Below are 25,702 nucleotides of genomic sequence, written 5' to 3'. Positions count from 1 at the left end.
CGAAGCCGAGGAGGCTCAGCGCCCGCCCCGCGGAAAGCGAGCATCCTCACGTTCCAATCAACCCCCTTGTTCAATAACAACAAAGTTTACGAAAACAGCCTTTCTAAAAAGAAAGTTGTTTTTTAATAAGTTTTGTTACATCACCCTATTGGTAAATCAGGTTGACCTTCTCTGCAGGTACAAGACTTCCCGATCCAGCTTCAAGCTGAGACCCTCGAGTCACTGGCCAATCCGTCTAAGGGGAGAAAAAACTCCCCACAGCCGGCATTGGATATTTGGACTATCCATACAGGCTAAAAAGGAAGCATTTGTTTTAAATGGATTTTCAAAAGACCCTATTACTTGATGAAAACCAAATTAATGGTAACCTTATAGCAGTAAGGGAGTGAAACCATGAGTAAAACGATTTCGGATATTGATTATCGTGAGGTTATTGAATATTCTCTCGATCCCCTCATTATTCACACAGATTTTAAAATCCTCTATATTAACGGTGCAGCTGAAAAGTTCTTTCGTGCTAAAAAAGAAGAAGTCATTGGAGCAAGTCCTTTGGATATTTTCAAGGAAACCTCTAAGTCTGCCATAAGAAAAAGAATTCAGTCCGCTTATCAACAGCCAGCAGAGGTCATTGAAGAAACCATTTATAGAATGGACGGAACAACAGTGGTGGTAGAATTATATTGTCACCCTGTCATGATAGGAAACACAAAAGCCATTCAGACCTATGTTCGAGATTTAAGCGAAAAAAAAGAAGCAGAAAAAAGACATCAAGAAATGAAGAAACAAGTGAATGAACTTTCAATCACACTCGTTCCTCTATTAAGCGGCATTGCGGTACTTCCTTTGGCAGGATCTGTAGATGAAGAGAGGGCAAGACAGCTTTTAGAACTGGTCCCAGGAAAGGTCCAGGAACAAAACGTAAGCTGCCTGATTATCGATTTTACAGGCATCTATCAATTAGATAATGTGGTGACCGACTACCTTTTCAAGATAAACAGAGTATTATCCCTGCTTGGTGTCTGCTCTATTATTACTGGATTAAGACCGGATTTAGCCATAGTGGCCACATCCTTGAATATTGATTTGGGCTCTACTCCAACCCTGTCAACCGTGAAGGACGCACTTTATTCGCTGGGAGTTAGATATGAGGAAGAGGAACACTAAAGCTAAACCTGCTTAATTGATTTTAGTTTCTTAATATAACCCTTTCATATTAGAAATTAGATCATAAGGGCTTACAAAATTGTCCCTTTAAAATAATTAACTTTAATACCATAGCAACAAATGCAAAAAGGGCGGCCGGGGTGCTCCCCTTTAGCGCTAGAGGTCTCGGATTGTTTTCCAATGGCTGTTACTGTCTTTGACAATGCTCACCTTAATAAATCTTCTCTGCTTAATATAGAAACAGCCTTCCGAAATTTTTTCCGCTCCCTGCGAAAAATGGACTGCTTCCTGCGTTAGTTCGAAGTAGGTATCCTGCACAATCCTAATCCTCCATTGATTGCATAAGTCAGATTTTCTTCCGACAAGTTTTGGATATCACTTTTATAAAGTTCGTTCGAAGCCACTCCATTTCTTCTTCAATACAATAGACAATGTTCTCCTCCAGGTCGTTTTTTTGAGGACGTTCAAATGAAGATCCACATTCACCTCACAATAGGCATCTGGGAACACCCTGCAAAGATACCCTCAATTCGTTCATACGTTTCTTTCCGCTGTATTTCTTCCAAAAATCCCTGTAATTGATACAAATGTATCTTGCGAAATATTATGGGTATGCACGACAGTATTTCATCGCTTCTGAGCACCAAGGGTTCTGCCGTACATCTTCCTGTTTTTACATTTTGGGCTTTCAGGCGTAATCTTCTTGGTTCATACATGTGATCCCTATTTTCCACTATTTGATTAAACTCGATCCTGCTTCGAATGATCCAAACAACCCAATCATACACAAAATTCATTCCTTAATATGTAATAACTTTTTTAAAGCAAATACGTAGATTATTACTTTCATTTCGTGTAAGCTACAAAATATGTGTTATAAAGACCATTATGTTACATAATCTTATATATTTTTGTAAGGTTGAAGCTGATACATATGATTACAACTAAATAGGAAAAGGAGATAAGAATGGAGAAAACAACATACAAACAGTCTACCATTGTAGCCCTGCTTCTTGCAGGAACGTTCATCGCCATCTTGAATCAAACACTAATGATTACGGCGATACCGCCTGTTATGGCAGAAATGGATATAACGGCCAATAGCGCACAGTGGCTGACTACAGTCTTTATGCTGGTAAACGGGATTATGATCCCAGTCAGTGCGTTTTTATTGGAGCGTTTTACAACAAGGCAGCTATTCATCACAGCCATGAGCGTTTTTGCTTTCGGTACATTAGTTGCGGGGCTGGCGCCGAACTTTGAACTTCTGCTTCTCGGAAGAATGATTCAGTCAAGCGGAGCTGGAGTGATGCTTCCGCTTATGCAGACCGTCTTCTTAATGATGTTCCCCGTACACAAGCGCGGTGCAGCCATGGGGTTAGTCGGCCTTGTCATCTCATTCGCACCAGCTATTGGCCCGGCTTTGTCTGGCTGGGTAACGGAGCATTATTCCTGGAGAGTCTTGTTTTTCATCATCCTGCCGATCGCATTGATCGATATCCTGGTTGCTTTTAAGGCATTGAGAAATGTTACGGAAGTAACCCGTCCAAAAGTGGATGTTCTTTCAATTATATTATCATCCTTTGGTTTCGGCGGTTTGCTGTTCGGCTTTACGAATGCAGGGAACTTCGGCTGGACCGAGCGGAATACTCTGCTCTCGCTCGCGATCGGAGTGGTCGCTTTGACATTGTTTATCACTCGACAGCTGAGATTAACGCACCCGATGCTTGAGTTCCGTGTGTTCAAATACTCCTTTTTCCCTCTTGCCATATTAATTGGGATGATCACATTTATGGGTCTCATCGGGGCAGAAACACTTATCCCTCTGTTCATGCAGAACATGCGAGGGTTCACTGCGTTTGAAGCGGGTATCGCCATTTTACCCGGAGCTTTGATTACCGGCATTCTAGCTCCCTTTATCGGGAGAATATTTGACCGGATCGGAGCCAGATGGCTGGTGATCACCGGTCTTGCGATTATTACAGTCTCATCGTTCGCTTTTACCGATTTAGGTCCCGGGACTACCATGGCATCTATAACGATCCTTTACAGTGTCCGGATGCTTGGATTATCTCTGGTTATGATGCCGGTATCGACAGCCGCTCTTAACCTCCTTCCAAAACGATTGTTATCCCATGGAGCTGCCATGGATAATACGATGAAAATGATCGCGGCTTCTGTTGGTACAGCAATCCTGGTAACCGTCATGACAACAACCGCTGAATCAGCAGCCCAAAAGCCTGCCATCCAGCACCCGGATATGTATGGTGTCAATATAGCCTTTATTGTCGTTGCCGTTCTTTCACTTGTAAGTTTGATCATTTCCTTCTTTATAAAAAACAGTAAGCCGGCACAGGAAATGCCGCAGGAATAAAAGAGGATAAAAAAAGCTTGGATGAATTTCCAAGCTTTTTATTTTAGTTTTAAGTGCGTTTATTGCATTTGGCCGGCGAGTGATCTTCCTCAAATGATAAGCAGGTGTAACTAATGGAGATAGAATCAGCCGATATTTGTCTATATAATCTTGCCCTATTCAAAATAGATCAAAAATCATTTATCGAAGTTTTAATAAAAGTATAAGTTTACATAATATTATTATTCCGTTTCTCAAATCATCTTAGATATTATTATTACCAAGGCTATGTTAAAGGTCATTCTTGATTTTTGCACGACGTTGATTGGAACGGATATGCGAGACTCCTGCGGGAAAAGCGGGGCAAAAGGGAGACCCCACAGGCGTCAATGCCGAGGAGGCTCCCGGAACGCCCCTAAGGTCCGCGAGTGCCTGCTAGCTGCAATCAACAGCCATGTTTAACAGAGCTATTACCAAAATAATACTCCCACGTCTCTCCAACTAAATCCTTGCCAAAGCTATGATGCTTTTCTTCCGCTGCCAGGATAAATCCTTTTTTCTTATAAATATGCCTAGCCTCTATTAACACACTGTTCGTCCATAGAACGAGCTTTTTATACCCTGCATTTCTTGCAAAACTTATGCATTCATCAACAAGATGTGAACCCAGTCCCAAGCCACGAGCCTTTGGATCTACTAATAGCAAGCGCACTTTTGCAACAGTCTCACTTTCTGAGGCAACAAAAATAGAACCCACTATTTCCCCGTTCAGTTCGGCGATCCAGCTCTGTTCTCTCTTCTTATCAAAGCTGGTAATAAATGCGGACATAATGTTTGAAACGAGCTCTTCGAATTCATGATTCCAGCCATATTCAGCGGCATACAGCTCACCATGTTTTCGAATGACCCATTCTTCATCACCGGTTTTAAATCGGCGGAGGACATACGGTTTTACTGCTTCCAAAATTTTTACATCCCCTCTGTTGAAATTTTAGTAGATCTTTCATCTTCATTATGTATTAAAATGAACATTAAGAATAGCTGCTAAAAGGAGTGATACGTTTGAATTTAACATACGAAGTTATATCAGATGACCAAATAGAAGTCTGCAGGGATTTATGCAATGAGCTTATGGTGTTTCAAAAGTCTAAGGCATACATAAGACCAGAACTGTTTGACAGTATGAATTTTGACACGCGCATGGTTCCTTCCGTAAAAAAAGCCCTGCATAATCAGATTGTAGTAGTTAGAGATGAAGATAAATTAGCAGGATATGTGTATTCCAATATCTCTCCAAAAGAATCCTATTCCAACGAATTTGCTACCTTTTTCGACCCGGCTTCTGTACGCCAAAAAAATGTTGGCTGCTTATCTCAATTTTACATCAGGGACGAATACCGGCAATTTGGAGTCGGCTCTAAGCTTTTCCATTTATCCATGGAGTGGCTGCATCAATTTGAGGATGTGGATGATTATTTCATCTATGTTTCTAATGGTAATGACACCGCCCTGGAATTCTATAAGCGAAAAGGGTTTAAAGTGAGCCATGAAATATTGGATGGGTTTATAACCGTGCTGCGAAGCAGTAAAATAAAAGTAGAAAAAGGAACCAGCGATCGGGCAGAGTAATGTAGTGTTTTTTTATGATGATAAGTAGACTACTATATTTTATCTAGAACATAGTAAGCCGAATTGATTTTACATAACCAATTTCTTTGCATGCATTACCTAAACCAGAAATGAACAAGCATCAGCATAAACACCAATTACCAAGCTTCAGGTGATGATTATACAGTTTGCAGACGAAACGACATGATTAATAGGAACCGACTCGCTCATTTTAAAAAAGAAACCTCTGAATTTTATAAAAATATGCCTTGTATCAAAACAAGATTTTTGAAATCACATGTGTATAGGTGTATCCTTTAATGGACTAAACCTAGAAAGAAGAACAGAAATTGAAGAAACTGATATTAATCTTTGCCGCAATTGTTATAGTCTGCTCCATTGGACATCAGCCAAAAGGCGGTTACAAGAATCCGAGGAAGTCTCGGGACAGATATTTAAACCTGGAAAGGGACATGTAAAGTTTGGTGTGCCCTGGCTGCCGGAGAAAATCCCGGCAGCTGTATTTTATGTGCTTTGGTTAACAGTCAAACTTAGATTCTCAATATACGATCAGCATATTCAGTGGAACATAAGCATAAAGGCCGTTTGATAAGCATAAAGCACCCTACATAAGCATTGGATCAAGGGACATACGCATAAAAGTACTAAATATAAGCATAAAACCACAAAATGTAAGCATAAACTCTCTGAACATAAGCATATTTCTCACAAAGGTAAGCATAAAACAGCTGGACTTACGCATACCCCCACAGTTTTTTAAAAACCTTCTATAATACATGTTTTTTATGAGCTGGAAGCTTAAGTCAGATAAAAAAAGCTAGCCAAATGGAAAATTAAGCTCCTAGATTAGCAGTTTTCCATTAGAAAATCCCCGCTTCTTCTTACTATTGTCTGACATGTAACTCACTCGTGGAGTTAAACAGAAAAACAATCTATTAAACCGTATTGTTGTATTGCCGCTTCCTAATGCCAGGAGCACCGGTCTTTGCTTATCCTAATTCCTTCCCCTCGTGAAAAATAAGAGGACACTGTCCATGTCCCCTTCTCAAATCACTTAAATGTCAGCCGGTATGCCTTAACAATGATCCCGTCACCGGCTGGTTCAAAGTCGTATTGCGGCAGACGTTCAAAACTGAGTCGCTCGTATAATCTCATAGCGCCTTCCATGAATTCTCCGGTATGCAGCCCGATGGAAGAATACCCCTGTTCCTTTGCTCTCTTGATACATTCGGAAACGAGCAGTGCGCCGGCTCCCTTGCCTCTTGCCTCTGGTGCAACGGCCAGCATTCGGATTTCGGGATAATCCAGTTCTTCCACATAACCTTCGTATGCATCACTTTTGGCAGGAAATAGTACGACACTTCCAATGATTTTCCCTTCGGATTCTGCCACAATTCTTTGTGCGCCTGCCTGAACATCAGCCTCAGAAGAGATCGCCTGCTTTAAAGCTGTCCAATGCCCTCCTGGAATGTTCACAGCATGCTCCTGATAAGAAGCCACCCTCTGTTCTCTGATGTATGGCAATTCACTGTCGGAAGCATCCCGTATGATTACGGCTTCCTCGGTGCTTCTTTGTCTTAAAAATTTTTCTTCCATACCGCTTAATAATTCTCTATTATGCGTGGAGGTTAAGCCTGATAGGTCCGGACCTTTTGGAAGGATATTCTTGGACTTCTGGTCATCTGTGGCAATATGGTTCGAAAGATGATAGTGGACTTTAATGGCATGAAAGTCCGTGGTATCGCCAAAGCCAGGTGTTTGGTATAAATCACGCAAATATCCCCATATATGAGGGAAGTCGACGATTCGATTCCGATTCGTTTTAAAAGCAGAGTAATAGGCTGCGTCGAATCGGATTAATGTAGCATATAATCGAACATCGGAGTCCGTGATAAAGTTCCCGAATAGAAATCGCTGCTGGGACAGACGTTCTTCCAATTCATCCAATCGGGCAAACAAGGCATCATAGGCCTCTTCGTATGCTTCCTGCGATCTGGCAAAGCCGCATTTATACACCCCATTATTAACGTCATGAAAAATAATATCGTTAAGGGCATCGATTTCTTCACGGAGATGCTCAGGGTATAAATCGGGAGCATTCTTTTTATGTAGTGATTTCCATGCTGTTTCCAGATAGTTTGTCAGTTTGAAATAATCATTGTTTACGGCCTTTTGATCTTTAACGTCCACCATTACAGGAACGGTTGGCCTGCCGCTGTATTCCGGGTCTGTTTTTTGATATATTTCACTCATATATCTAATTCTGAGTACTGGGTCAACCCCTTCTTGGTCAAGTGAAAACTCCCAGTCCACATGAGGAAGATCCGGACGCATCGGGCTTGCAGTACCCAGGCTGATAGCATCTTCCAATCCAAGGACACTACGGACAATCACGGACCGGTGTGCCCATGGGCAGACGGCCGACCAAAGCAGCCTGTACCTGCCAGCCTCTACTGGAAGCTCCTCTTCTCCATCGCCAAAAGCAGCGGTAAACCGATTCACCTGGCGATTAAACGAACCATCTTCTTTCATTTCCGCTCCTAAAGAAGCTGTTAAGTTCTCTAGCATCCTATACACCTCGCATTTTTAATTTAATTATATCACTCGGAAAGGTCTTCCAATTGGTTTTTATGTTAATTGGCATGCTTTAAATTCCAAAAAAATGTATCAATATTATAGGTAACACTGCTAATCAAAAAAACCGGCATCCCTTTGCCGGTTTAAAAATGATCAGTGATTTATTATTTCTAAATGGATCTATACTCCTCCAAATCCTTCTTCAGCCACGAAATCAATTCACGCTCGCGCTCATCATTCATCTGGGTTGAAAAGGACGCCGGCCATTCATAGAATCCTCTGCCGTTTTTCTGTCCAAAGTTCCCCTCATCAACTAAGCCTTTCATGTCTTGTAAGGATTCTGAATGGGAACTTAAGTCCGGGAATAAGTAACTGGAAATCGAACCGAATACGTCGAGGCCACCCATATCAGCGGTCATAAAGGGACCTGTTACGGGCAGGCGCCGTCCAATACTGTAACGCACTGCTGCATCTATATCTTCAACCGTTGCCGCACCTTGTTCGAGAATATACTGTGCTTCCCTGAAAAGGGCGTATTGCAGCCGGTTTCCAATCGCACCCGGAATTTCCTTCTGCACGACTATGGGTTTTTTCTTCATGCAGCTGAGCAAATGAAGTGATCGTTCAACGGTTTCATCGGAAGTATGTTTCCCCCTGACAATTTCCACCAGCGGGATCAGATGCCCAGGATTCCAAAAGTGGGTAACCACGGTCCGTTCGGGAATGTTCGTATATTTCGCAATTTCGGTCGGACTTAAGCCGGATGTATTACTGGCCAAGATGACACTCGAATCGCAAAGCGCATCTAGTTTCTTGTACCACTCCTGCTTAAGGGAAAGTGTTTCGGGTATTGCTTCAATGATAAAGGTAGCCCCAGCAATACAATCCTCGAGCGATTGTGTAAAACGAACCCTTTCCCGCAATGGTGCGATTTCTCCGACTTCTATCACTTGATAGCGGGCAAGAACCTGTATTTTCTCTTCCAGATCTTTCTTTGCTCTAACCAGGTCTGCCTGGCTATATCCCCACATATTTATGGTGAATCCTGCAAGCGCAGCTGATAGAGCAATAGAATGGCCCATTGTCCCACAGCCGATTACCGCGACTTGTTCTTCCATCTCGCTTTCAACCTCTTTTCTATTAGCTCTGTTAAACATGGCTGTTGATTGCAGCTAGCAGGCACTCGCTTTCCGCGGGGCGTTCCGGGAGCCTCCTCGGCATTTATGCCTGTGGGGTCTCCCTCGCCCCGCTTTTCCCGCAGGAGTCTCGCATATCCGTTCCAATCAACATCGTGCAAAAATTAACCTTAGCCTTTAACATAGCCTTTCTATTAAATGGCAGTCCAGCCGCCATCCACTTTTATTGTTTCACCAGTAATAAAATTCCCCATGTTAGAAGCAAGGAACAGTACCGCCCCCGTAACATCTGAAGGTTGTGCAAGCTCCCCCAGTGGAATCCTTCCTATTACATTCTCGTAAAATGTACGGTCCTCAAACATTGGTTTTGTCATCTCTGTTTCTATGAACGTCGGAGCTACTGCATTCACGTTGATATGATGTTCAGCCCATTCGACTGCGAGCGCTTTTGTCAGCTGTACTGCCCCGCCTTTGCTAGAACAGTAGGCAGCCCTGTCATAGAAACCGACAAAAGCCATTTGGGAAACGATGTTGATGATTTTCCCGCTGCCTTGAGGGATTAGATATCTGCCAGCCTGCTGGGAGCAAAAAAACAGGCCTTTTAGATTGGTATCCACAACCTGGTCCCAATCTTCTTCCGTAACTTCCACTGCGGGCTTAGCAATATTAATGCCTGCATTATTGACCAGGACATCCAATCCTCCCATATGCCTGGCTGCTTCATCGACCATTTTCCGCACACTTTCAACATCCTGCATATCAGAAGTGATGAATGTACAATCCTCCTGGTATTTCCGTAATTGAATGGCTGCTTCTTCAAGCGCGGACTGCTTCCGGCCTGTAATCACCACTTTAGATCCCAAACGTGCGAACGAAAGGGCGATATCCAGTCCAAGACCTTTGCTGCCGCCAGTGACTAGAATCCTTTTGCCTTTAAGGTCTGAAAAATAATCCATGTATCCATCCCCCTCAACAGAGAAAGGACACCATTACAGTGCCCTTCTCCTCATTTAAATTAAGCCTGTTATGGAGTAAACACCGATGATAAAGAATACAGCAAGGGTTTTTATAATAGTTATCGCAAAAATGTCGCGGTAAGACTGCTTATGTGTCAGGCCGCAGACTGCCAGCAGGGTAATAACGGCTCCATTATGCGGCAGGGAATCCATGCCTCCGGAAGCCATGGCTATGATGCGGTGCATGACTTCCATAGGAATGCCGGAGTTCATAGCAGCTTCGACATATTTATCACCCATGGCACTGAGAGCAATCCCCATGCCGCCTGAAGCAGAACCCGTGATACCGGCAAGGACGTTGGTAGTAACGGCCCCATTCACAAGCGGTGAGGTAAAGGTGTGGGAGATTCCGTCACGTACGATGCCAAAGCCGGGAAGGGACGAAATAATGCCCCCAAATCCATATTCTGAACCTGTATTCATAGCTGCAAGCAGCGCTCCGCCGATTCCAGCATTAAGGCTGGTTTTGAAATCCACAGCCACGCCCTTATAGTTATAAGCTATGGTTGCCAGGATACCAATGATCAGCGCAAGTTCAACGGACCATACACCAAGTACTGTAGACAGTTCCACTTTTCCAAATGCATCAAGGCCGATTTTAGTAAAATCAAATCCATTTGGGTACCATTTAGGAATCGAAACCGTGAAAAATTTATTCATTACACCCACAAGGATGAGCGGAACAAAAGCAATAATCTGACGGATCGGGCTATCTACTACTGAATTTAAGGATGGAGCAGGAGGGACTACTGCCTGTTCTGCTGCTGCCGCCACCTCATCGCCAAATCCAAAATATCCTTCCCCTGCTGCTGCAGCCTTGCGGCGGCGGGATTCAAGATAGAATAATCCAAGTCCAAATACAAAGATGGCACCAATGATCCCAAGGATAGGAGCAGCATAGATGTCAGTCTTGAAATAGGAAGTTGGAATAACGTTTTGGATCTGCGGTGACCCCGGCAGGGCATCCATTGTAAAAGAAAGCGCTCCCAAAGCAATCGTGCCTGGAATGAGACGCTTAGGAATATTTGCTTCCTGAAACAGCTTTGCTGCGAACGGATAGGCAGCAAAAGCAACGACGAACAAACTGACTCCGCTATAAGTTAAAATAGATGTCATAATGACGATGGCAAGGACGGCGCGTTTTGCACCTACTGCCCGAACGATGGTTTTTGCTATTGAGGCTGCCAATCCCGACGTCTCAACTACCTTGCCGAAGATAGCACCCAGTAAGAAAACCGGGAAATAAAGCTTAATGAATCCAACCATTTTTTCCATGAATATATTCGAAAAGAACGGCAGAACATGAGCTGGCTCTGTAAGCAATACTGCAAACAGGGCACAGATGGGAGCAAACAAAATAACTGAAAACCCCCTGTAAGCAACGAACATTAAAAGACCCAGTGAAAGTAAAATGATAACCAAATCCATATAGTTTCTCCTTATTTTACGCGTATTTACCTTCATTTTTACTGCAGGTCAGCCGTTAGGCGTGTTTTCAATAAAGCTCTGCTAAATTTGCCTGTTGATGTCCCCTGCAGGCACTTGCTTTCGCGGCCGGTCCGGGAACCTCCCCGGTGATTTTTCTCTCCATTGGGTTCCCCTCGACTCGCTGTGCCCGGGAGTCTTGTGACTCCCTATTCCTACATATCGTACATAATTAACAATGATCAGTAGTAAAGCCTTTATTCTAATGAATAACTCTTTTACGCCGCAATGCCTATTTCTAGTCAATCTTGAAACCACGATTACCTCACATCTAAACTTTTCCACAGAAGATATTTATCGCATGACGGGTGCTCAAAAATATTACGTCCTATTTTCAGTCATGACAGGCAAATTTTGAAGATGCAAAATCGGTCCTTTCTTTACTGAGGTACAGATTCTTTTTTATAACGGCGGACACGCAGCAGAGCCTGTTCGCGATGTCCGGCAAAGTTTTCAAGGTGGCAAAGACGCTCAGCATATTCACCGATCATGGCACTTGCTTCCTCTGTTCTGATTTCCTGGTAGGTACAGGTCTTAAGGAATTTGCCGACCCAAAGACCGCCAGTGTAGCGGGCTGCCCCTTTGGTAGGAAGTGTGTGGTTCGTACCGATTACTTTATCGCCATACGCTACATTGGTTTCAGGCCCTAAGAAAAGCGCCCCATAATTGGTCATGCTCTCAAGGAAGTAGCGTGGATTCTCGGTCAGGATTTCGACATGCTCATACGCCAGCTTGTCCGCTTCCACAACCGCTTCCTCCAGGCTGTCAACCAGAATAATCTGGCCATATTCCTGCCATGCAGCCCGTGCTACATCCGCTGTTTCAAGTGTTTGGAGCTGGCGGTCAATTTCCACTTCCGTTTCATCGGCAAGAGCTTTCGATGTCGTAATCAAGGCCGCTGGCGAAGTAGGACCGTGCTCTGCCTGTCCTAACAGGTCAGTTGCCACAATTTCGGCGTCCGAGGTTTCATCGGCAATAACGAGAACTTCTGTCGGCCCTGCAAGGAGATCGATGCCCACACGGCCGAACAGCTGTCGCTTTGCTTCAGCAACGAAAGCATTCCCAGGTCCGACCAGCATATCCACCGCTTCAATCGTTTCCGTCCCAATGGCCATGGCAGCCATAGCCTGAACACCGCCAAGCAGATAAATTTCATCTGCCCCAGCAAGTGCCATCGCTGCCACTGTAGCTGCAGGAACTTCGCCGTTAATCGGTGGCGTGCATGCGATTACCCGCTTGACGCCTGCCACCTTGGCAGTAAGTACGCTCATATGGGCGGATGCGACCATGGGATATCTTCCACCAGGGATATAGCAGCCCACACTGTTTACCGGTATATTTCGGTGCCCCAGAAATACGCCCGGCAGTGTTTCAACTTCAATATCGCGCAGGGCCGACTTCTGAGCTTCGGCAAAACCGCGGATTTGCTTTTGTGCAAATTTAATATCATTGATTGTTTCTTCAGGTACAGAGCTGATAATTTCTTTTATCTGCTCCCGTGAGAGCTTAAAGCTGTCCGGAGACCACTTATCAAATTTCTCTGAGTAGCTTCTTACTGCAGAGTCGCCATTGTTTTCTATATCTGTAATAATACTTTTTACCGTTTCAGAAACCTGTGCTGCCTGGACAGCCAGCTCTTCTTTGGTTTTTCCTGTCTTAAGAAATTTCGCCATGTGTCTCTCCCCTTTATAAAAATTTTTGCAAGCCGCGGACCGGATACCACCGCCCGAAGGTCCAGTTAATTGAAATTCTAGGTTTGAGCTGGCCGTTCTCTTGTAAGGACCTGTCCTTATTTTTGCCCGCATCCACGCTGCTATTGCTGCGTATCCTATTGTTTTTTCCTCGCAGTATGAAGCTGGTCATAGTCCAATGCTGTCACTGATGATTCCCAGTTTTCAATATTGCCAGATTAATATCTTGCAGTAAGCATTTTTTTACGTGTATAGAATTCAACTCCATCGCGTCCATTTGCATGAAGATCGCCATAAAACGATTTTTTATAGCCTGAGAATGGGAAGAATGCCATCGGTGCAGGAACCCCCATATTCACTCCCAGCATACCTGCATCAATGTCTTCACGGAATTGGCGGACAGCTTTTGCACTGTCTGTAAACAGGCAGGCACCGTTTGCAAATTCTGATTCATTCGCAATGTTAATAGCTTCAGTAAGAGTTTCCACACGCACAATTGAAAGTACAGGAGCAAAGATTTCATCCTGCCAGATTTTCATTCCCGGAGTTACTTTATCAAAAATGGTTGGGCCTACGAAGTAGCCTTCTCCAGATACAGCATCATCCTTGCGGCCGTCACGTACTAGGATTGCTCCTTCGGATTCACCAATCTCAATGTATTTTACTGTACGTTCCTTATGGGCATCACGAATGACTGGACCCAGGAAGTTGCCCTTTTCAAGTCCGCTGCCGATTTTCATGTCTTCACAGGCCTTGACTAAGCGGCTTACCAATTCGTCCGCGACATCACCTACTGCTACCACTACCGCACAAGCCATGCAGCGCTCGCCTGCAGATCCAAAGGCTGCCCCGATAATATTGGTCACTGTTAAGTCGAGGTCCGCATCCGGGAGCACGATGGAGTGGTTTTTGGCACCCGCTAGGGCCTGTACACGTTTTCCGTTTGCAGCGGCGGTTTTGTACACATACTCAGCAACCGGCTGGGAACCTACAAATGATACCGCTTTAATATCCTTGTGATCCAGAATCCCATTGACCACATCATGCGCGCCGTGAACGACATTCAAAACGCCATCTGGAAGGCCGGCTTCCTTAAATAGTTCAGCCAGGCGGTTTGCCAATAGCGGTGTGCGTTCCGACGATTTTAAAATGAATGTATTTCCGCAGGCGATGGCAAGCGGGAACATCCAGCATGGGACCATCATCGGGAAGTTAAATGGGGTGATTCCGCCCACAACTCCGATTGGATAACGGTACATTCCGGATTCAATTCCTGTTGCGATATCAGGAAGCTGGGTTCCCATCATCAGAGTTGGCGCACCTGCAGCAAACTCCACACACTCGATGCCCCTCTGTACTTCTCCGTATGCCTCTTCGTAATTTTTCCCGTTTTCAGTAGTAATCAGGGTTGCGAGCTCGTCCCAGTGATCAATTAAAAGCTGCTGATAGCGGAAAAGAATCCTTGCCCTTTTTGGAACTGCAACGTTTTTCCATGACTGGAATGCTTCCTTTGCTGCTTCAACCGCTTGATCAAGGTCCTCGCGGCTTGAAAGCGGAACATAGGCAAGCACTTTCCCTGTCGCGGGATTCGGTACAGCTTCGGTTTTATCTGATACTGAGGATACCCATTGCCCTCCAATAAAGTTCTTTAATGTTGTCGTTCCTACTGATACTGTCATGAATAGTTCCCCCTTTTGTAAAATTAGTTCGCAACCGTTTCTAAAACGGTAAAATCATAGGTAAAGCAATGATGATACAGCTCAATGATTTCTTCTAACTCTGGCACTCGTGGATTATTGCCCGGACTTCCGCTGGCAAGGGCATCCTTAGCCATCTTGGAAGCGACCTCTTCAAACTTCCCGCTGTCAAGGCCATAGGTTTTCATATTCGGTATATTAAGATCGGAGCAAAGCTTTTTAATTTCATTGACTGTAACGTCGGCAAGCTCATTATTTGTCAGCGCTTTCAAATCTGGCCGGATGATTTTACCGATATCTGCAAGGCGGTCTACTGCACTCTCTTTGGTAAATTCAAGTACAGCCGGCAGCAGCATGGCATTTGAGATACCATGCGGAACATGGAACAAGGCTCCAATCGGCCGGGACATCCCGTGGACCAGTGCAACTGATGCATTAGAGAAAGCCAGGCCAGCCTGCATTGAGGCTAATGCCATCTTTTCTCTCGCTTCCTTGTCTTGACCGTTTATGTAAGCCGCGCGAAGATTATGGACAATCAGCTCTATTGCTGATAGGGCCAGGTTATCTGTCATGGGCTGGGATAATCTCGAGATATAAGCTTCCACGGCATGGCATAAAGCGTCAACACCGGTTGCAGCTGTTACCTGCGGCGGTGAAGAATAAGTAAGAATAGGATCCACAATCGCCATTTCCGGAAGAAAGGCTGGATTCTTAATCATCATTTTAATATTCTCTTTCGTATTGGTTATGACGGTAACGTTCGTTACCTCAGAACCGGTTCCTGCTGTTGTGGGAATGGCAATTAACGGAATAGGCTTCTTTTCTACCCCTCTTTTTCCACCCATAAATTCACCGATGTAGCCGCCGTTTGTAGCGACAACGGCTACTGCTTTTGCTGCATCTATACAGCTGCCTCCGCCGATGGCAACGATTACATCACATGAATTTTCCATACATATCTGTAATGCCTCTTCAACATGCACGTCGGTTGGCTCGGAATTCACTTCCAAATACTCCACATGGAAAATTCCAGCTTGATCGAGCAGTTCCCGGCATTTTTTCACATTCCCGATTTTCTCCATAATCCGGTCGCTCACAATCAGCGCCTTACTACCAAGGATGGATACCTGTTCACCGAGCTTCGATAGTGATTCATTTCCGTAAAAAACTGCCCCCGGCATACGAAATTCTGCAAACCCTTTCAAAACTTTCGCCTCCTTTATCTGTACATTTTATATACATGCAAGAAGCGTGCCAAAGTGAAAAAAGCGATTTATAGCAGTTTTTTGAAGCCTTATCCGTCCGATATGCCATACACATGTCCGGAAGATGTCCGTTTATTCGTACACTAGTGTATGTTGTGCTTCTTTAATTTTTCATAAAGTGTCGACCTCTGAATCCCGAGTTTTCTCGCGGCAGCAGCTTTATTTCCGTTTGTTTCAATTAGAACTCTTACGATCAACTCTTTTTCTTGTTCAAGTGCAGAGGTTTTCATCCTTGTTAATGGAGCCGCTTCAACCTTCTCCTCCAGTACCTCTGCCGAAAGTGGATTCTCCACCCTCTTACTCATGATGCGGGCCGGCAATTCATCCAGAGTGATCATATTTGAATCAGAGAGACTTACCAGCATTTCAACTGTATTGACCAGCTCTCTTACATTTCCGGGCCAAGAATAAGAAATCAGGGCATTCATTGCTTCTTCTGAAAACCATTTTTCCTCTAGACCAAAACGCTCGCAAAATTGGTGCAGCTGATAATCCAGCAGGTGCGAAATATCTTCTTTCCTTTCTCTAAGCGGGGGGATTTCCAGTCGAATGATATTTAACCGGTAATACAGGTCCTCCCTGAAATCTCCTTCCCTAACCATTTCTTCAAGCCGGCGGTTGGTCGCAGCAACAATTCGCACATCCACCTGATGCTTAGCCAGCCCACCAACCCTCTCCACCTCGCGTTCCTGAAGTACGCGCAGGATTTTCGATTGCATCAGGGCCGGCATATCACCGATTTCGTCCAAAAAGAGAGTTCCTTTATGGGCAAGCTCAAACTTCCCTGGCTTGCCGCCCTTCTTCGCACCAGTAAATGCCCCCTCCTCATAACCGAATAATTCAGCCTCTAGCAAATGTTCAGGAATCGCAGCACAATTTACACTTATAAATGGCCCTTCGGCATAGGGGCTGAATGTGTGAATGGCATTAGCAAACATTTCTTTTCCTGTTCCGCTTTCCCCCGTAATCAATACAGTAGAGGGTGTACCTGCCGCCTTTCGGGCGATGCGTTTAACGTGCTGCAGTTCTTCGCTGTTCCCGATAATTTTCGTAAATCCGCCTTCTTGCTGCGATGCTGTATCTTGCGGCAGCCTATTTTGTGTAACCTGTCTGGTAAGCTCCTGCATCCTTCCGAGAATATTGTAGAGTTCGGTTACCCCTTGAAAAATCAGCATACCGATCGCCCCTACGACTTCTCCATCCCGCCTGATGGGAATGCGGTGAACCACCATATCCTGACCCTGAATCCGCTGTATGTACCCTTTTTCAGCCACACCGGTCTGTATAACATGATGAAGGCGGGTATTCTCGATAATAGAAGTAACGTGCTGTCCGATGGCCTCTTCTCTTTTTTTCCCAAGAAAACGGGCATACGCTTCATTAAACTCACAAATGATCCCTTTCGTATCAATCACGGCAATACCCTCATATGCCGTTTCGAGGATGGTATGAAGAATGGAAGTCGAATGGATCGTTTCCTGAAGCTCATCAATATGCGACGAATAGGAATGAAGAATATCGGTCCTTGTTAGAATTCCTGACAGCTTCCCATCCTCATTAATGACTGGAAGGCGGCCTACCGGAATTCGGGAAGCCGTTTCAATCGTCTCATTTTCTCCGATTGTCACTACCGACCCCTTCATAACCTCATAGACCGGTACATCAGGTGATATTCCCTCCACAAAACATCTCATCAGCCTGGATTTGGTAATCAGCCCAACCACTTTTCTTTCTTCATTTATTACAGGCAGCCCGTCTATCCGGTGCTGCTCAAGTATTTGGATTACTTCTCGCAAGGATTGATCAGGCAGTACCTTCTGCGGATTTGGTGTCATCCACTTCGATATTGGATCGGAACTTTTCATTTCTTTAAGTACTTTTGATGTTTGTTCGTAGTCTATCAACATTCATTCTTCGCCCCAATACTTAAAAAATAGAAGTTGATATTATTGTACACTAAAAAATTTTACAATTCCCTCTATTCAAAAAGAATGATAGAGTTCGGTCAGGCTGGTGGGTCACTGGCTGCGAAAAATTAGAGCCCTCCTACTCAAACAAGCTTGTCAGGAGAGCTCTTGATTCAATCAAATATCTTTTTGTCCCTGCTTAGATTTCACTTAGGTTAAAGCGGCTGCCACATTTCTTTATTATTTTGATGACTTTCCACGAAAAATTAAAAAAGAACGGATTTTCTTAGCAAATTACCATCATTTTAATAGATCTGCGTAAAAAACACCTTCATGACAATTACAATGAAGGTGTTTCAAATAAATATTCTGTTTAACCTAATCTTCCTGTAAAAAAACATACTCTCAATTACGAAGGATTCCACATAACTTCATACTGCTTCTATTATGTGATCCATTTCATCATTACCTGTCCATGTTACGAATGGCTTCTTCATTGGACCTATAATCTCTCTGCACCATGAATGATTGTGGCAGGAGAAGCCCTAGAAACTAGTAAACCGCATTCTCTCAATCTATAAAGATTTTCCCTGGATTTAATATTCCTTTAGGGTCTAGTACATCTTTGATTCCCTTCATAATGTCTAAGGCTTCACCATGCTCTTTTCGCTGATACCCTCTCTTACCAACACCTACACCATGTTCACCAGTACAAGAGCCTCCACGGTTTAAGGCATAATCTACTAAATGCGCATTAAGATTTTTAGCTTTTTCCATTTCTTTTGGATCATTTAGATCAATCATCAAAATAACATGGTAGTTCCCATCTCCAACATGGCCAACGATGGCTCCATCCATACCGGATTCATCAATGGCAGCGCGCGCATCCTGAATGGCCCCCACCAATTCGGAAATCGGTACACATACATCCGTTACCATCATTTTCTTTCCAGGTGATTTATGAACAAATGCATAGGCCAGATTATGGCGGACCTCCCACAGCTGTGAGCGTGCCTTGGAATCTGTTTCGAATAAAAACTCCTTACAACCGTTCTCCATTGCCAGCTTTTGTGCAAAATCCACATCGTACTTAAGCCCGGCATCACTTCCGTGAAATTCAATAAAAAGGGTAGGCTCCTCGGGATAGTCCGTGTTGTTATATAGATTCACTTGTTTAATGGATCGTGCATCTACCAGTTCCATTCGGGCAATCGGAATACCGGCAGATAATGTGCTAACCACTGCAGTAACTGCGTCTTCCACGGTCGGAAATACAGCACGTGCCGCTGTAATGACTTCCGGTATACCATACACACGTAAAATAAGCTCTGTAAATATACCCAGCGTACCTTCAGAACCCACAAATAAACCAGAAATATGATAACCGGAAGAAGACTTAGCAGTCATGCTTCCTGTATGAATAATGCGGCCATCCGCCAGAACAACTTCCAGATCACGTACTTGATCACGCATAATTCCATATCTGACAGAAGTGGTACCGCTTGCATTCGTCGCAGCCATACCTCCAAGGGTTGCGTCCGCCCCTGGGTCAACTGTAAAGAAAAGACCATGCTTTTTTAATACTTTATTTAACTGACTCCGGGTGACTCCCGGCTGTACCCGTACCAGAAAATCAGCAGGGCGTACCTCAAGCACAGAGTTCATCAGCTGAAAATCCAGCGAAATTCCGCCATGATAAGGAATGGCGTGTCCTTCTAAACTTGTTCCCAGGCCGAATGGAGTAACAGGGATTTGGTTTTCATTGGCAAATTTCATAATTTCACTAACTTCTTCCGTACTTTTCGGAAATACTACAACGTCCGGAAAATGGGGAGTATGGTACGATTCATCCTTACTATGCAGTTCCAATACGGTAGGATTGGCAGTGACCTGGTCCTCCGGAATGATAGTTTTCAATTGGCTTACTAAGTCATTTTGTATGATCTTCATCACGATTCCTCCCTTGCTGTAAAACACTTTTTTCTATAGATATACTAAAATCAGGTCTGCTTTGGTAAATCTCTACTTCCCTGCCTATTCTATTATCCATTCGATTCGAATTTTGTTGAATGAATGGTCCTCTCTGATCTAGTGGTTGTATGTTCTTTTTTAATGCTGAATACCAAGAGACTGGATATGATCAGCAATGCCGCTAAAAAAAATAGTCCTGCCTGCATTTTTCCAGTAGCATCTACCAGATAGCCCAGCGTATAAGGTCCAAGAAATCCTCCAAGGTTACCAACAGAATTTATGAACGCTATTCCGACAGCAGCTGCAGATTCAGTCAGAAAAAGTGCCGGCAATGACCAAAATGGACCTAAAAAGCTATAGATTCCGACTGTTCCTATTGTCAAAAAAATAAGGGAGGTTACGGGATCAGACGCCATTCCGCTCCCTATTAACCCGACTGCTCCAACAAGCGGCGGCAGCGCAATATGCAATTTCCTCTCACCCGTCTTGTCAGAGTGGCGCCCCCATAATACCACTGCAACCGCACCCGCAATATACGGAATCATTGTAATGAGCCCAACTTGAGTATTAGTAGTTCCAGCCTGAGAAAAGTCTTTTATTATCGTTGGCAGCCAAAATCCAATAGAGTATAATCCGGTTACCGTGGTAAGGTAAATGAGGGCCAGACGCAGTACTCTTGGATTTTTAAGGACTTCTTTTATTGAATGTTTTTCCGCTTTCGGTTTGGCTTTACGTTCCCTTTGCAGCTCCGCATTTAGCCAATCCTTTTCTTCCTGTGAGAGCCACTTCGCATGTTCAGGGCGATCAGTCAGGTAAAAATAGGTAATGATTCCAAAGATAACAGCAGGTATCCCTTCCAAAACGAACAACCAGCGCCAGCCTTCCATTCCAGCCCATGAGATATGATCCATAATCCAGGTTGAAACAGGGGCTCCAATGATATTGGATGCCGCCAAGCCTGTTATGAGAAGAGAAAAGGCCTTTGCCTGATCCTTTGACCGGAACCAATACGTTATGTATAAAATGATACCTGGAAAAAATCCAGCTTCAGCTACTCCCAGCAAAAATCTCAGGATATACATATGTGTTTCATTTTGGGCCCAGGCTGTTGCTACCACCACAACACCCCAGGTTATCATGATTCTTGCAATCCACTTACTTGCACCAACACGATGTAATAAAATATTGCTTGGAACTTCAAACAAAAAATAACCAAAGAAAAAGATACCGGAAATGAGCCCCATTGTAGAAGCTGTCAGGCCAAGGTCTTCATTCATATCAAGTGCTGCATATCCAATATTCACGCGATCCAAAAAAGAAATGATATAGAGGATAAAAATAAAAGGGATAATTCTTAATGAGACTTTTCGTACGACTCTCTTTTCCAATGATCCTGCAATATGGCCCACACTTTATCTCCCCTTTTTCGTTACCGCTTTCACTATTTAATTAGATTGTGCATCAAAGCCAGGATGCAGACCATCAGCTACTTAATCGATCTCACTTTCATCCCAATCACTTCTTTATCTCTTAATTCATTTATCTGAGTTTCATCAAAACCTAATTCTTGAAGTACTTCTATCGTATTGGCTCCCCTGCTGCCGCCAGCGTTTTTATATTCTGGCCTAAATACGGAAGACTTAAAGGGTGAAGCAATTTGTTTTTGGTATGTTCCATCCTTCTTCGGCACATCCACAATCATATTCCTTGCCTTTAATTGTGGATGATCGCTTGCTTCACTAAAGGTCAATACTGGTTCTACGCAAGCTTCCACATCTTTAAAAACAACCAGCCATTCGTCAAATGTTTTTTTCATAAACGCCTGTTTTACTTCTTGCTTAAAACCCCTGCTGATTTCGGGTATTGTACTTCCTGACTGTTGAAATACATGCGGAATTTCCAAAGCTTTACATAATGCTTTTCTGAACGGGGGTTCAAGACTTCCTACCGAAAAATAACGCCCATCCTTTGTTTCATAATAATCATAGAAAGTACCGCCATTGAGTTCAGTTCTTTCTGGCTTGGGCTCAATGCCAGCAGCCAAAAATCCCGGACCGAACATGGCATTTAAAGCAAAAGCTGCATCCGTCATGCTTAGATCGATGTACTGCCCTACACCAGATTGTTCACGATGGATAACAGCAGCTAAGATAGCAATAACACTATGGAGAGATCCGCCTGCCATATCAGCAATCTGTATTCCAGCAGGTACAGGTGGATGATTTTCACGAGCAGAGTACCCAGCCACTCCGGCTATAGACAGGTAGTTATTATCATGGCCTGCACGTGAGTGATAGGGACCTGTCTGCCCGTAGCCAGTCAGGGAACAATAAATGATTTTAGGATTTGCCTGTTTAAGTGATTCATAGCCAAGCCCAAGCCGCTCCATAACCCCTGGCCGAAATTGCTCCAGCACGATATCATATTCCTGCACAAGCTTCCTAACAACATCTGCCGACTCTGGCTTTTTTAAATCCAGGCTAATGGATTTCTTAGAACGGTTCAGATGTTGATGTACTGCTGAATCCTCTCCGTCGAATGGAGCCAGCTCCCTGATAAAATCCGGCAGGCTGGGTGATTCAACCCGCAGGATGTCAGCACCTAAATCAGCAAGCATCATTGTTGCGTATGGACCTGGTAATAACTTTGAAAAATCAAGAATTCTTAATGAACTCAGCAATTGGATCCTCTCCCGTTTCTAATCAAGAATATCAGGCAATAATAATGCTGGCTGCCTGCTTTCACCAAGAACCAGCAGGCAGGGGGAAAAAATGGATGTTTTCATCCTATTTTTATTTATTTCATCATTTAATTGACCTTCTTCTGTCCCTTCCAGTGCATCTCCCGCAGACGATATTTCTGAAGTTTACCAGTCGCAGTTTTGGGCAGTGATTCAACGAACTCGACGGCTTTGGGTGCTTTAAAGTGTGCCATTTTTGATCTGCAAAACGCGATAATCTCCTCTTCGGCCGCCTTTGCACCCGGCTGGAGCACAATGATGGCCTTAGGTACCTCTCCCCATTTTTCATCAGGAATGGCGATCACCGCAGTTTCAAGTACATCCGGATGTTTATATAAAACACCTTCCACTTCTGTAGAAGAAATATTTTCTCCCCCGGAAATAATCAAATCTTTAGCCCTGTCCTGTATTTCAATATACCCGTCAGGATGCACCACTGCCAGATCCCCCGTGTGAAACCATCCGTCTTTAATGGCAGCCGCCGTTGTGTCCGGATCCTTGTAGTACCCTTCCATGACAACATTACCGCGGGTTACAATCTCCCCTAATTCCTGCCCATTCCAAATGACTTCCTCCCCATCCGGGTGTATCACCTTTGTTTCCCCGTTAAAAGCGAGTTCGATTCCCTGCCTTGCCTTGATCGCAGCTTGTTCATCACCTGATTTCGAATCAAATTCCTTTTTCCATTCGCAATACAGAATGAAAGGTGAGGTTTCAGTAAGGCCGTACACATGCATCATGTTTAAGCCAAGGATTTCCTGGGCTTTATGTATCAGGGCAGCTGCTGGAGGTGCACCAGCTGTTGCCATCCGCGGATGTGTTTCCACTTGAATTTCCTTAGCTTTTGGCTCGTTAACGAGCATATTAACTACAGTTGGGGCTCCGCATAAGAGTGAAATTTTCTTATTTTGAAATAGTTCGAGAATAAGAGGAGGATCAACCTTTCGCAAGCACACATGCGTCCCTCCGACCGCCGTAAGCGCCCAGACACCGCCCCACCCGTTCGCGTGAAACATTGGCAGTGTATGCAGATATACATCTTCATGGTTAACATTCAAATGAAACATGAAATTGGCCGCATTCAGATAATTGCCCCGATGTGTCAGCATGACACCTTTCGGCTTTGATGTGGTTCCGCTGGTGTAATTCAATGTGAGGAGCTGGTTTTCATCTATTTCCACGACTGGCAGCGCGGCTTTCCCTGATGCATGCTCTATAAAGGACTCGTAGTCAACGCCTTTTAACGATGTTTCATGTCCCGTCACTGAAACAATAACAATCTGGTCCAGGGACAGATTGGCCTCAATCTCTTCAATCGGCCCTGTAAATTCTTCATCAACAATTAACATTTTCGAATCACTATGCTTAATAATGTACTCCAGGTCCTGTGCTGATAATCTGTAATTCATCGGTACCATGACAGCGCCAAGCTGACAAATGCCATAAAAACACTCCAGCATGTAATGAGTGTTGGGCAGCATGACCGCAACGTGATCGCCCTTCTGGATACCAGCATTATGAAGGGCAGCAGAGAGCCGATCCGTCCGATTTCCGAATTCCTTATAGGTAAATTCCTTCTCTCCGTCAATAACAGCTATTTTTTGCGGGTAGTATTTTACCGACCTGCGTTTCCAATCCAGTGGGGTTAATGGAGAAAACATGTTTGATACAGCTCCTTTTATGTAAAATTTAATGAATACCTCGATTTATAACCTGTGTAACGGACAGCAAAGCCTTGTTAAGAGAGGCTGGCCCCCCTCTAAAGACAACCCTGATAATTACATAATAATATAGTCCTCCTCACTATCAAAATAAAAAGTCGAAATTATTTTAATATTTTGATAAATGGGATCTAAAAAAACCTCATCAAGATACATCCTGATGAGGTTTGATTCATATATGTTCCAGCTGTGGAGTTTTTTCAAAGATTACAAATGAGATCAGCTAAATCCCAACACTGGATGAGGCACATATGGTTCTTCGAGTGCAGATATTTCCTCATCCGTTAATGAAATGGACAATGCAGACACAGCATCTTCCAGTTGATACATTTTGGTGGCTCCAATAATAGGGGCCGTCACCGGATCTTTTTGATGAACCCAGGCAAGTGCGATCTGCGCACGAGGTACTCCCCGATTCTCTGCTATTTCGGCTACTTTTTCCACGACTAAACGGTCTGCTTCGGCGGTAGCAGCATAGAGAGTCTTCCCAAATTCGTCCGTTTCAGAACGCGCCGTGGTTTCCTCCCAGTCACGGGTCAGCTTTCCTCTTGCAAGCGGACTCCAAGGAATCACGCCGATTTTCTCTTCTCTGCACAGCGGCAGCATCTCGCGCTCTTCTTCACGATATAGGAGATTCAAGTGGTTCTGCATGGAGATGAAGCGTGTCCAGCCGTTTTTCTCAGCCACATTCAATGCTTTCAGAAACTGCCAGGCATACATGGATGAAGCTCCAATATATCTGGCCTTCCCCGCCTTCACGACATCATGGAGTGCTTCCATCGTTTCTTCTATCGGTGTGTGATAATCCCAGCGGTGGATCTGGTAAAGATCTACATAATCTGTACCCAGCCTCTTCAGGCTGTTATCAATTTCACTCATAATCGCTTTCCGTGATAATCCAGCCCCGTTTGGCCCCTGGTGCATGCGGCCGTGAACCTTCGTAGCAAGGACAATTTCATCCCGGTTGGCATAATCCTTTAAGGCTCTGCCAACAATTTCTTCACTTGTCCCATCGGAATACACATTCGCCGTGTCAAAAAAATTGATGCCAAAATCGAGTGCCTTCTTAATAATAGGCCGGCTTTCCTCCTCATTAAGAACCCACTTATGACTTCCCCGCTCCGGAACTCCGAAGCTCATACACCCAAGACAAAGTCGGGAAACATCCATTCCGGTGTTGCCGAGTTTTCTATACTCCATCCACCTAGCACCTGCTTTCCTTTGTTTCTAAAACTAATAATTCCTATTTTAACCTTTCATAGAAAACTTTACCCTTTTTATGCTCGCGAGCAACAGCAGCGTTTAAATAAGAATAAAAAAAGATGACCGTAATCATCCTTTTTCGGAAAT

At 44.1% G+C, this 25,702-nt stretch carries 17 protein-coding genes; 3 read left to right on the top strand and 14 right to left on the bottom strand.

Translation table 11 applies throughout. From position 1 onward, the window contains the following. Window positions 1-393: 393 nt before the first annotated feature. Window positions 394-1,164: a PAS domain S-box protein gene (locus tag CUU66_RS09930; protein ID WP_101641617.1), complete on the top strand. Its 771-nt coding sequence runs from the start codon at window positions 394-396 to the stop codon at window positions 1,162-1,164. Between the two features lie 967 nt (window positions 1,165-2,131). Further along, a complete protein-coding gene (locus CUU66_RS09920) occupies window positions 2,132-3,538 on the top strand; it encodes an MDR family MFS transporter (protein ID WP_101641613.1) in 1,407 nt (468 codons plus the stop codon). A gap of 424 nt (window positions 3,539-3,962) precedes the next feature. Here CUU66_RS09920 and CUU66_RS09915 read toward each other — a convergent pair whose 3' ends face one another. Further along, entirely contained in the window at window positions 3,963-4,481 is a 519-nt protein-coding gene (locus tag CUU66_RS09915; protein WP_257967947.1) for a GNAT family N-acetyltransferase, read from the bottom strand. Window positions 4,482-4,579: 98 nt separating this feature from the next. On the opposite strand from CUU66_RS09915, the gene CUU66_RS09910 reads away from it, so the two are divergent. Further along, window positions 4,580-5,146, top strand: coding sequence for a GNAT family N-acetyltransferase (locus CUU66_RS09910; RefSeq protein ID WP_101641609.1), 567 nt, complete (start codon window positions 4,580-4,582; stop codon window positions 5,144-5,146). 1,050 nt (window positions 5,147-6,196) lie between these two features. On the opposite strand, the gene CUU66_RS09905 is transcribed toward CUU66_RS09910, so the two are convergent. From CUU66_RS09905 to CUU66_RS09845, 13 genes are all read right to left on the bottom strand, one after another. Further along, entirely contained in the window at window positions 6,197-7,714 is a 1,518-nt protein-coding gene (locus tag CUU66_RS09905) for a GNAT family N-acetyltransferase (protein ID WP_101641608.1), read from the bottom strand. 179 nt (window positions 7,715-7,893) lie between these two features. Next, on the bottom strand, window positions 7,894-8,841 hold the full coding sequence (locus tag CUU66_RS09900; RefSeq protein ID WP_101641606.1) for a 3-hydroxyacyl-CoA dehydrogenase family protein: 948 nt from the start codon (window positions 8,839-8,841) through the stop codon (window positions 7,894-7,896). A 212-nt stretch (window positions 8,842-9,053) separates the two neighbouring features. Further along, window positions 9,054-9,815 carry an SDR family NAD(P)-dependent oxidoreductase gene (locus CUU66_RS09895; protein ID WP_101641603.1) on the bottom strand — a complete coding sequence of 254 codons (762 nt, stop codon included), beginning with the start codon at window positions 9,813-9,815 and terminating at the stop codon, window positions 9,054-9,056. A gap of 54 nt (window positions 9,816-9,869) precedes the next feature. Next, window positions 9,870-11,303, bottom strand: a complete 1,434-nt coding sequence (locus tag CUU66_RS09890) for a GntP family permease (RefSeq protein WP_101641601.1) — start codon at window positions 11,301-11,303, stop codon at window positions 9,870-9,872. A gap of 437 nt (window positions 11,304-11,740) precedes the next feature. Beyond that, window positions 11,741-13,033: a histidinol dehydrogenase gene (hisD, locus tag CUU66_RS09885; protein ID WP_101641599.1), complete on the bottom strand. Its 1,293-nt coding sequence runs from the start codon at window positions 13,031-13,033 to the stop codon at window positions 11,741-11,743. A gap of 236 nt (window positions 13,034-13,269) precedes the next feature. After that, complete coding sequence (locus tag CUU66_RS09880) at window positions 13,270-14,730, bottom strand: CoA-acylating methylmalonate-semialdehyde dehydrogenase (RefSeq protein ID WP_101641597.1); 1,461 nt, start codon at window positions 14,728-14,730, stop codon at window positions 13,270-13,272. Window positions 14,731-14,753: 23 nt separating this feature from the next. Further along, a complete protein-coding gene (locus CUU66_RS09875) occupies window positions 14,754-15,929 on the bottom strand; it encodes an iron-containing alcohol dehydrogenase (RefSeq protein WP_101641626.1) in 1,176 nt (391 codons plus the stop codon). 167 nt (window positions 15,930-16,096) lie between these two features. Then, a complete protein-coding gene (locus tag CUU66_RS09870) occupies window positions 16,097-17,920 on the bottom strand; it encodes a sigma-54-dependent Fis family transcriptional regulator (RefSeq protein WP_101641594.1) in 1,824 nt (607 codons plus the stop codon). 570 nt (window positions 17,921-18,490) lie between these two features. After that, window positions 18,491-19,870, bottom strand: a complete 1,380-nt coding sequence (locus tag CUU66_RS09865) for an FAD-binding oxidoreductase (RefSeq protein ID WP_101641592.1) — start codon at window positions 19,868-19,870, stop codon at window positions 18,491-18,493. A gap of 92 nt (window positions 19,871-19,962) precedes the next feature. After that, window positions 19,963-21,300, bottom strand: coding sequence for an MFS transporter (locus CUU66_RS09860; protein WP_101641590.1), 1,338 nt, complete (start codon window positions 21,298-21,300; stop codon window positions 19,963-19,965). A gap of 77 nt (window positions 21,301-21,377) precedes the next feature. Beyond that, window positions 21,378-22,571, bottom strand: a complete 1,194-nt coding sequence (locus tag CUU66_RS09855) for a CaiB/BaiF CoA transferase family protein (RefSeq protein WP_308302476.1) — start codon at window positions 22,569-22,571, stop codon at window positions 21,378-21,380. Between the two features lie 128 nt (window positions 22,572-22,699). Next, a complete protein-coding gene (locus tag CUU66_RS09850) occupies window positions 22,700-24,292 on the bottom strand; it encodes a long-chain-fatty-acid--CoA ligase (RefSeq protein WP_101641586.1) in 1,593 nt (530 codons plus the stop codon). Between the two features lie 279 nt (window positions 24,293-24,571). After that, entirely contained in the window at window positions 24,572-25,552 is a 981-nt protein-coding gene (locus CUU66_RS09845) for an aldo/keto reductase (protein ID WP_101641583.1), read from the bottom strand. Between the last annotated feature and the right edge of the window lie 150 nt (window positions 25,553-25,702).

It is taken from the genome of Peribacillus deserti, from assembly GCF_002863585.1.
Classification (GTDB): Bacteria; Bacillota; Bacilli; order Bacillales; family DSM-1321; genus Paraperibacillus; species Paraperibacillus deserti_A.
This window is presented reverse-complemented; position numbering and strand designations above follow the sequence as displayed.

Coding starts and splice junctions, on each gene's coding strand:
- CUU66_RS09930 (WP_101641617.1), top strand. CDS start 394: ATGAGTAAAACGATTTCGGATATTGATTATCGTGAGGTTATTGAATAT.
- CUU66_RS09920 (WP_101641613.1), top strand. CDS start 2,132: ATGGAGAAAACAACATACAAACAGTCTACCATTGTAGCCCTGCTTCTT.
- CUU66_RS09905 (WP_101641608.1), bottom strand. CDS start 7,714: ATGCTAGAGAACTTAACAGCTTCTTTAGGAGCGGAAATGAAAGAAGAT.
- CUU66_RS09900 (WP_101641606.1), bottom strand. CDS start 8,841: ATGGAAGAACAAGTCGCGGTAATCGGCTGTGGGACAATGGGCCATTCT.
- CUU66_RS09895 (WP_101641603.1), bottom strand. CDS start 9,815: ATGGATTATTTTTCAGACCTTAAAGGCAAAAGGATTCTAGTCACTGGC.
- CUU66_RS09890 (WP_101641601.1), bottom strand. CDS start 11,303: ATGGATTTGGTTATCATTTTACTTTCACTGGGTCTTTTAATGTTCGTT.
- hisD (WP_101641599.1), bottom strand. CDS start 13,033: ATGGCGAAATTTCTTAAGACAGGAAAAACCAAAGAAGAGCTGGCTGTC.
- CUU66_RS09880 (WP_101641597.1), bottom strand. CDS start 14,730: ATGACAGTATCAGTAGGAACGACAACATTAAAGAACTTTATTGGAGGG.
- CUU66_RS09875 (WP_101641626.1), bottom strand. CDS start 15,929: ATGCCGGGGGCAGTTTTTTACGGAAATGAATCACTATCGAAGCTCGGT.
- CUU66_RS09870 (WP_101641594.1), bottom strand. CDS start 17,920: ATGTTGATAGACTACGAACAAACATCAAAAGTACTTAAAGAAATGAAA.
- CUU66_RS09865 (WP_101641592.1), bottom strand. CDS start 19,870: ATGAAGATCATACAAAATGACTTAGTAAGCCAATTGAAAACTATCATT.
- CUU66_RS09850 (WP_101641586.1), bottom strand. CDS start 24,292: ATGTTTTCTCCATTAACCCCACTGGATTGGAAACGCAGGTCGGTAAAA.
- CUU66_RS09845 (WP_101641583.1), bottom strand. CDS start 25,552: ATGGAGTATAGAAAACTCGGCAACACCGGAATGGATGTTTCCCGACTT.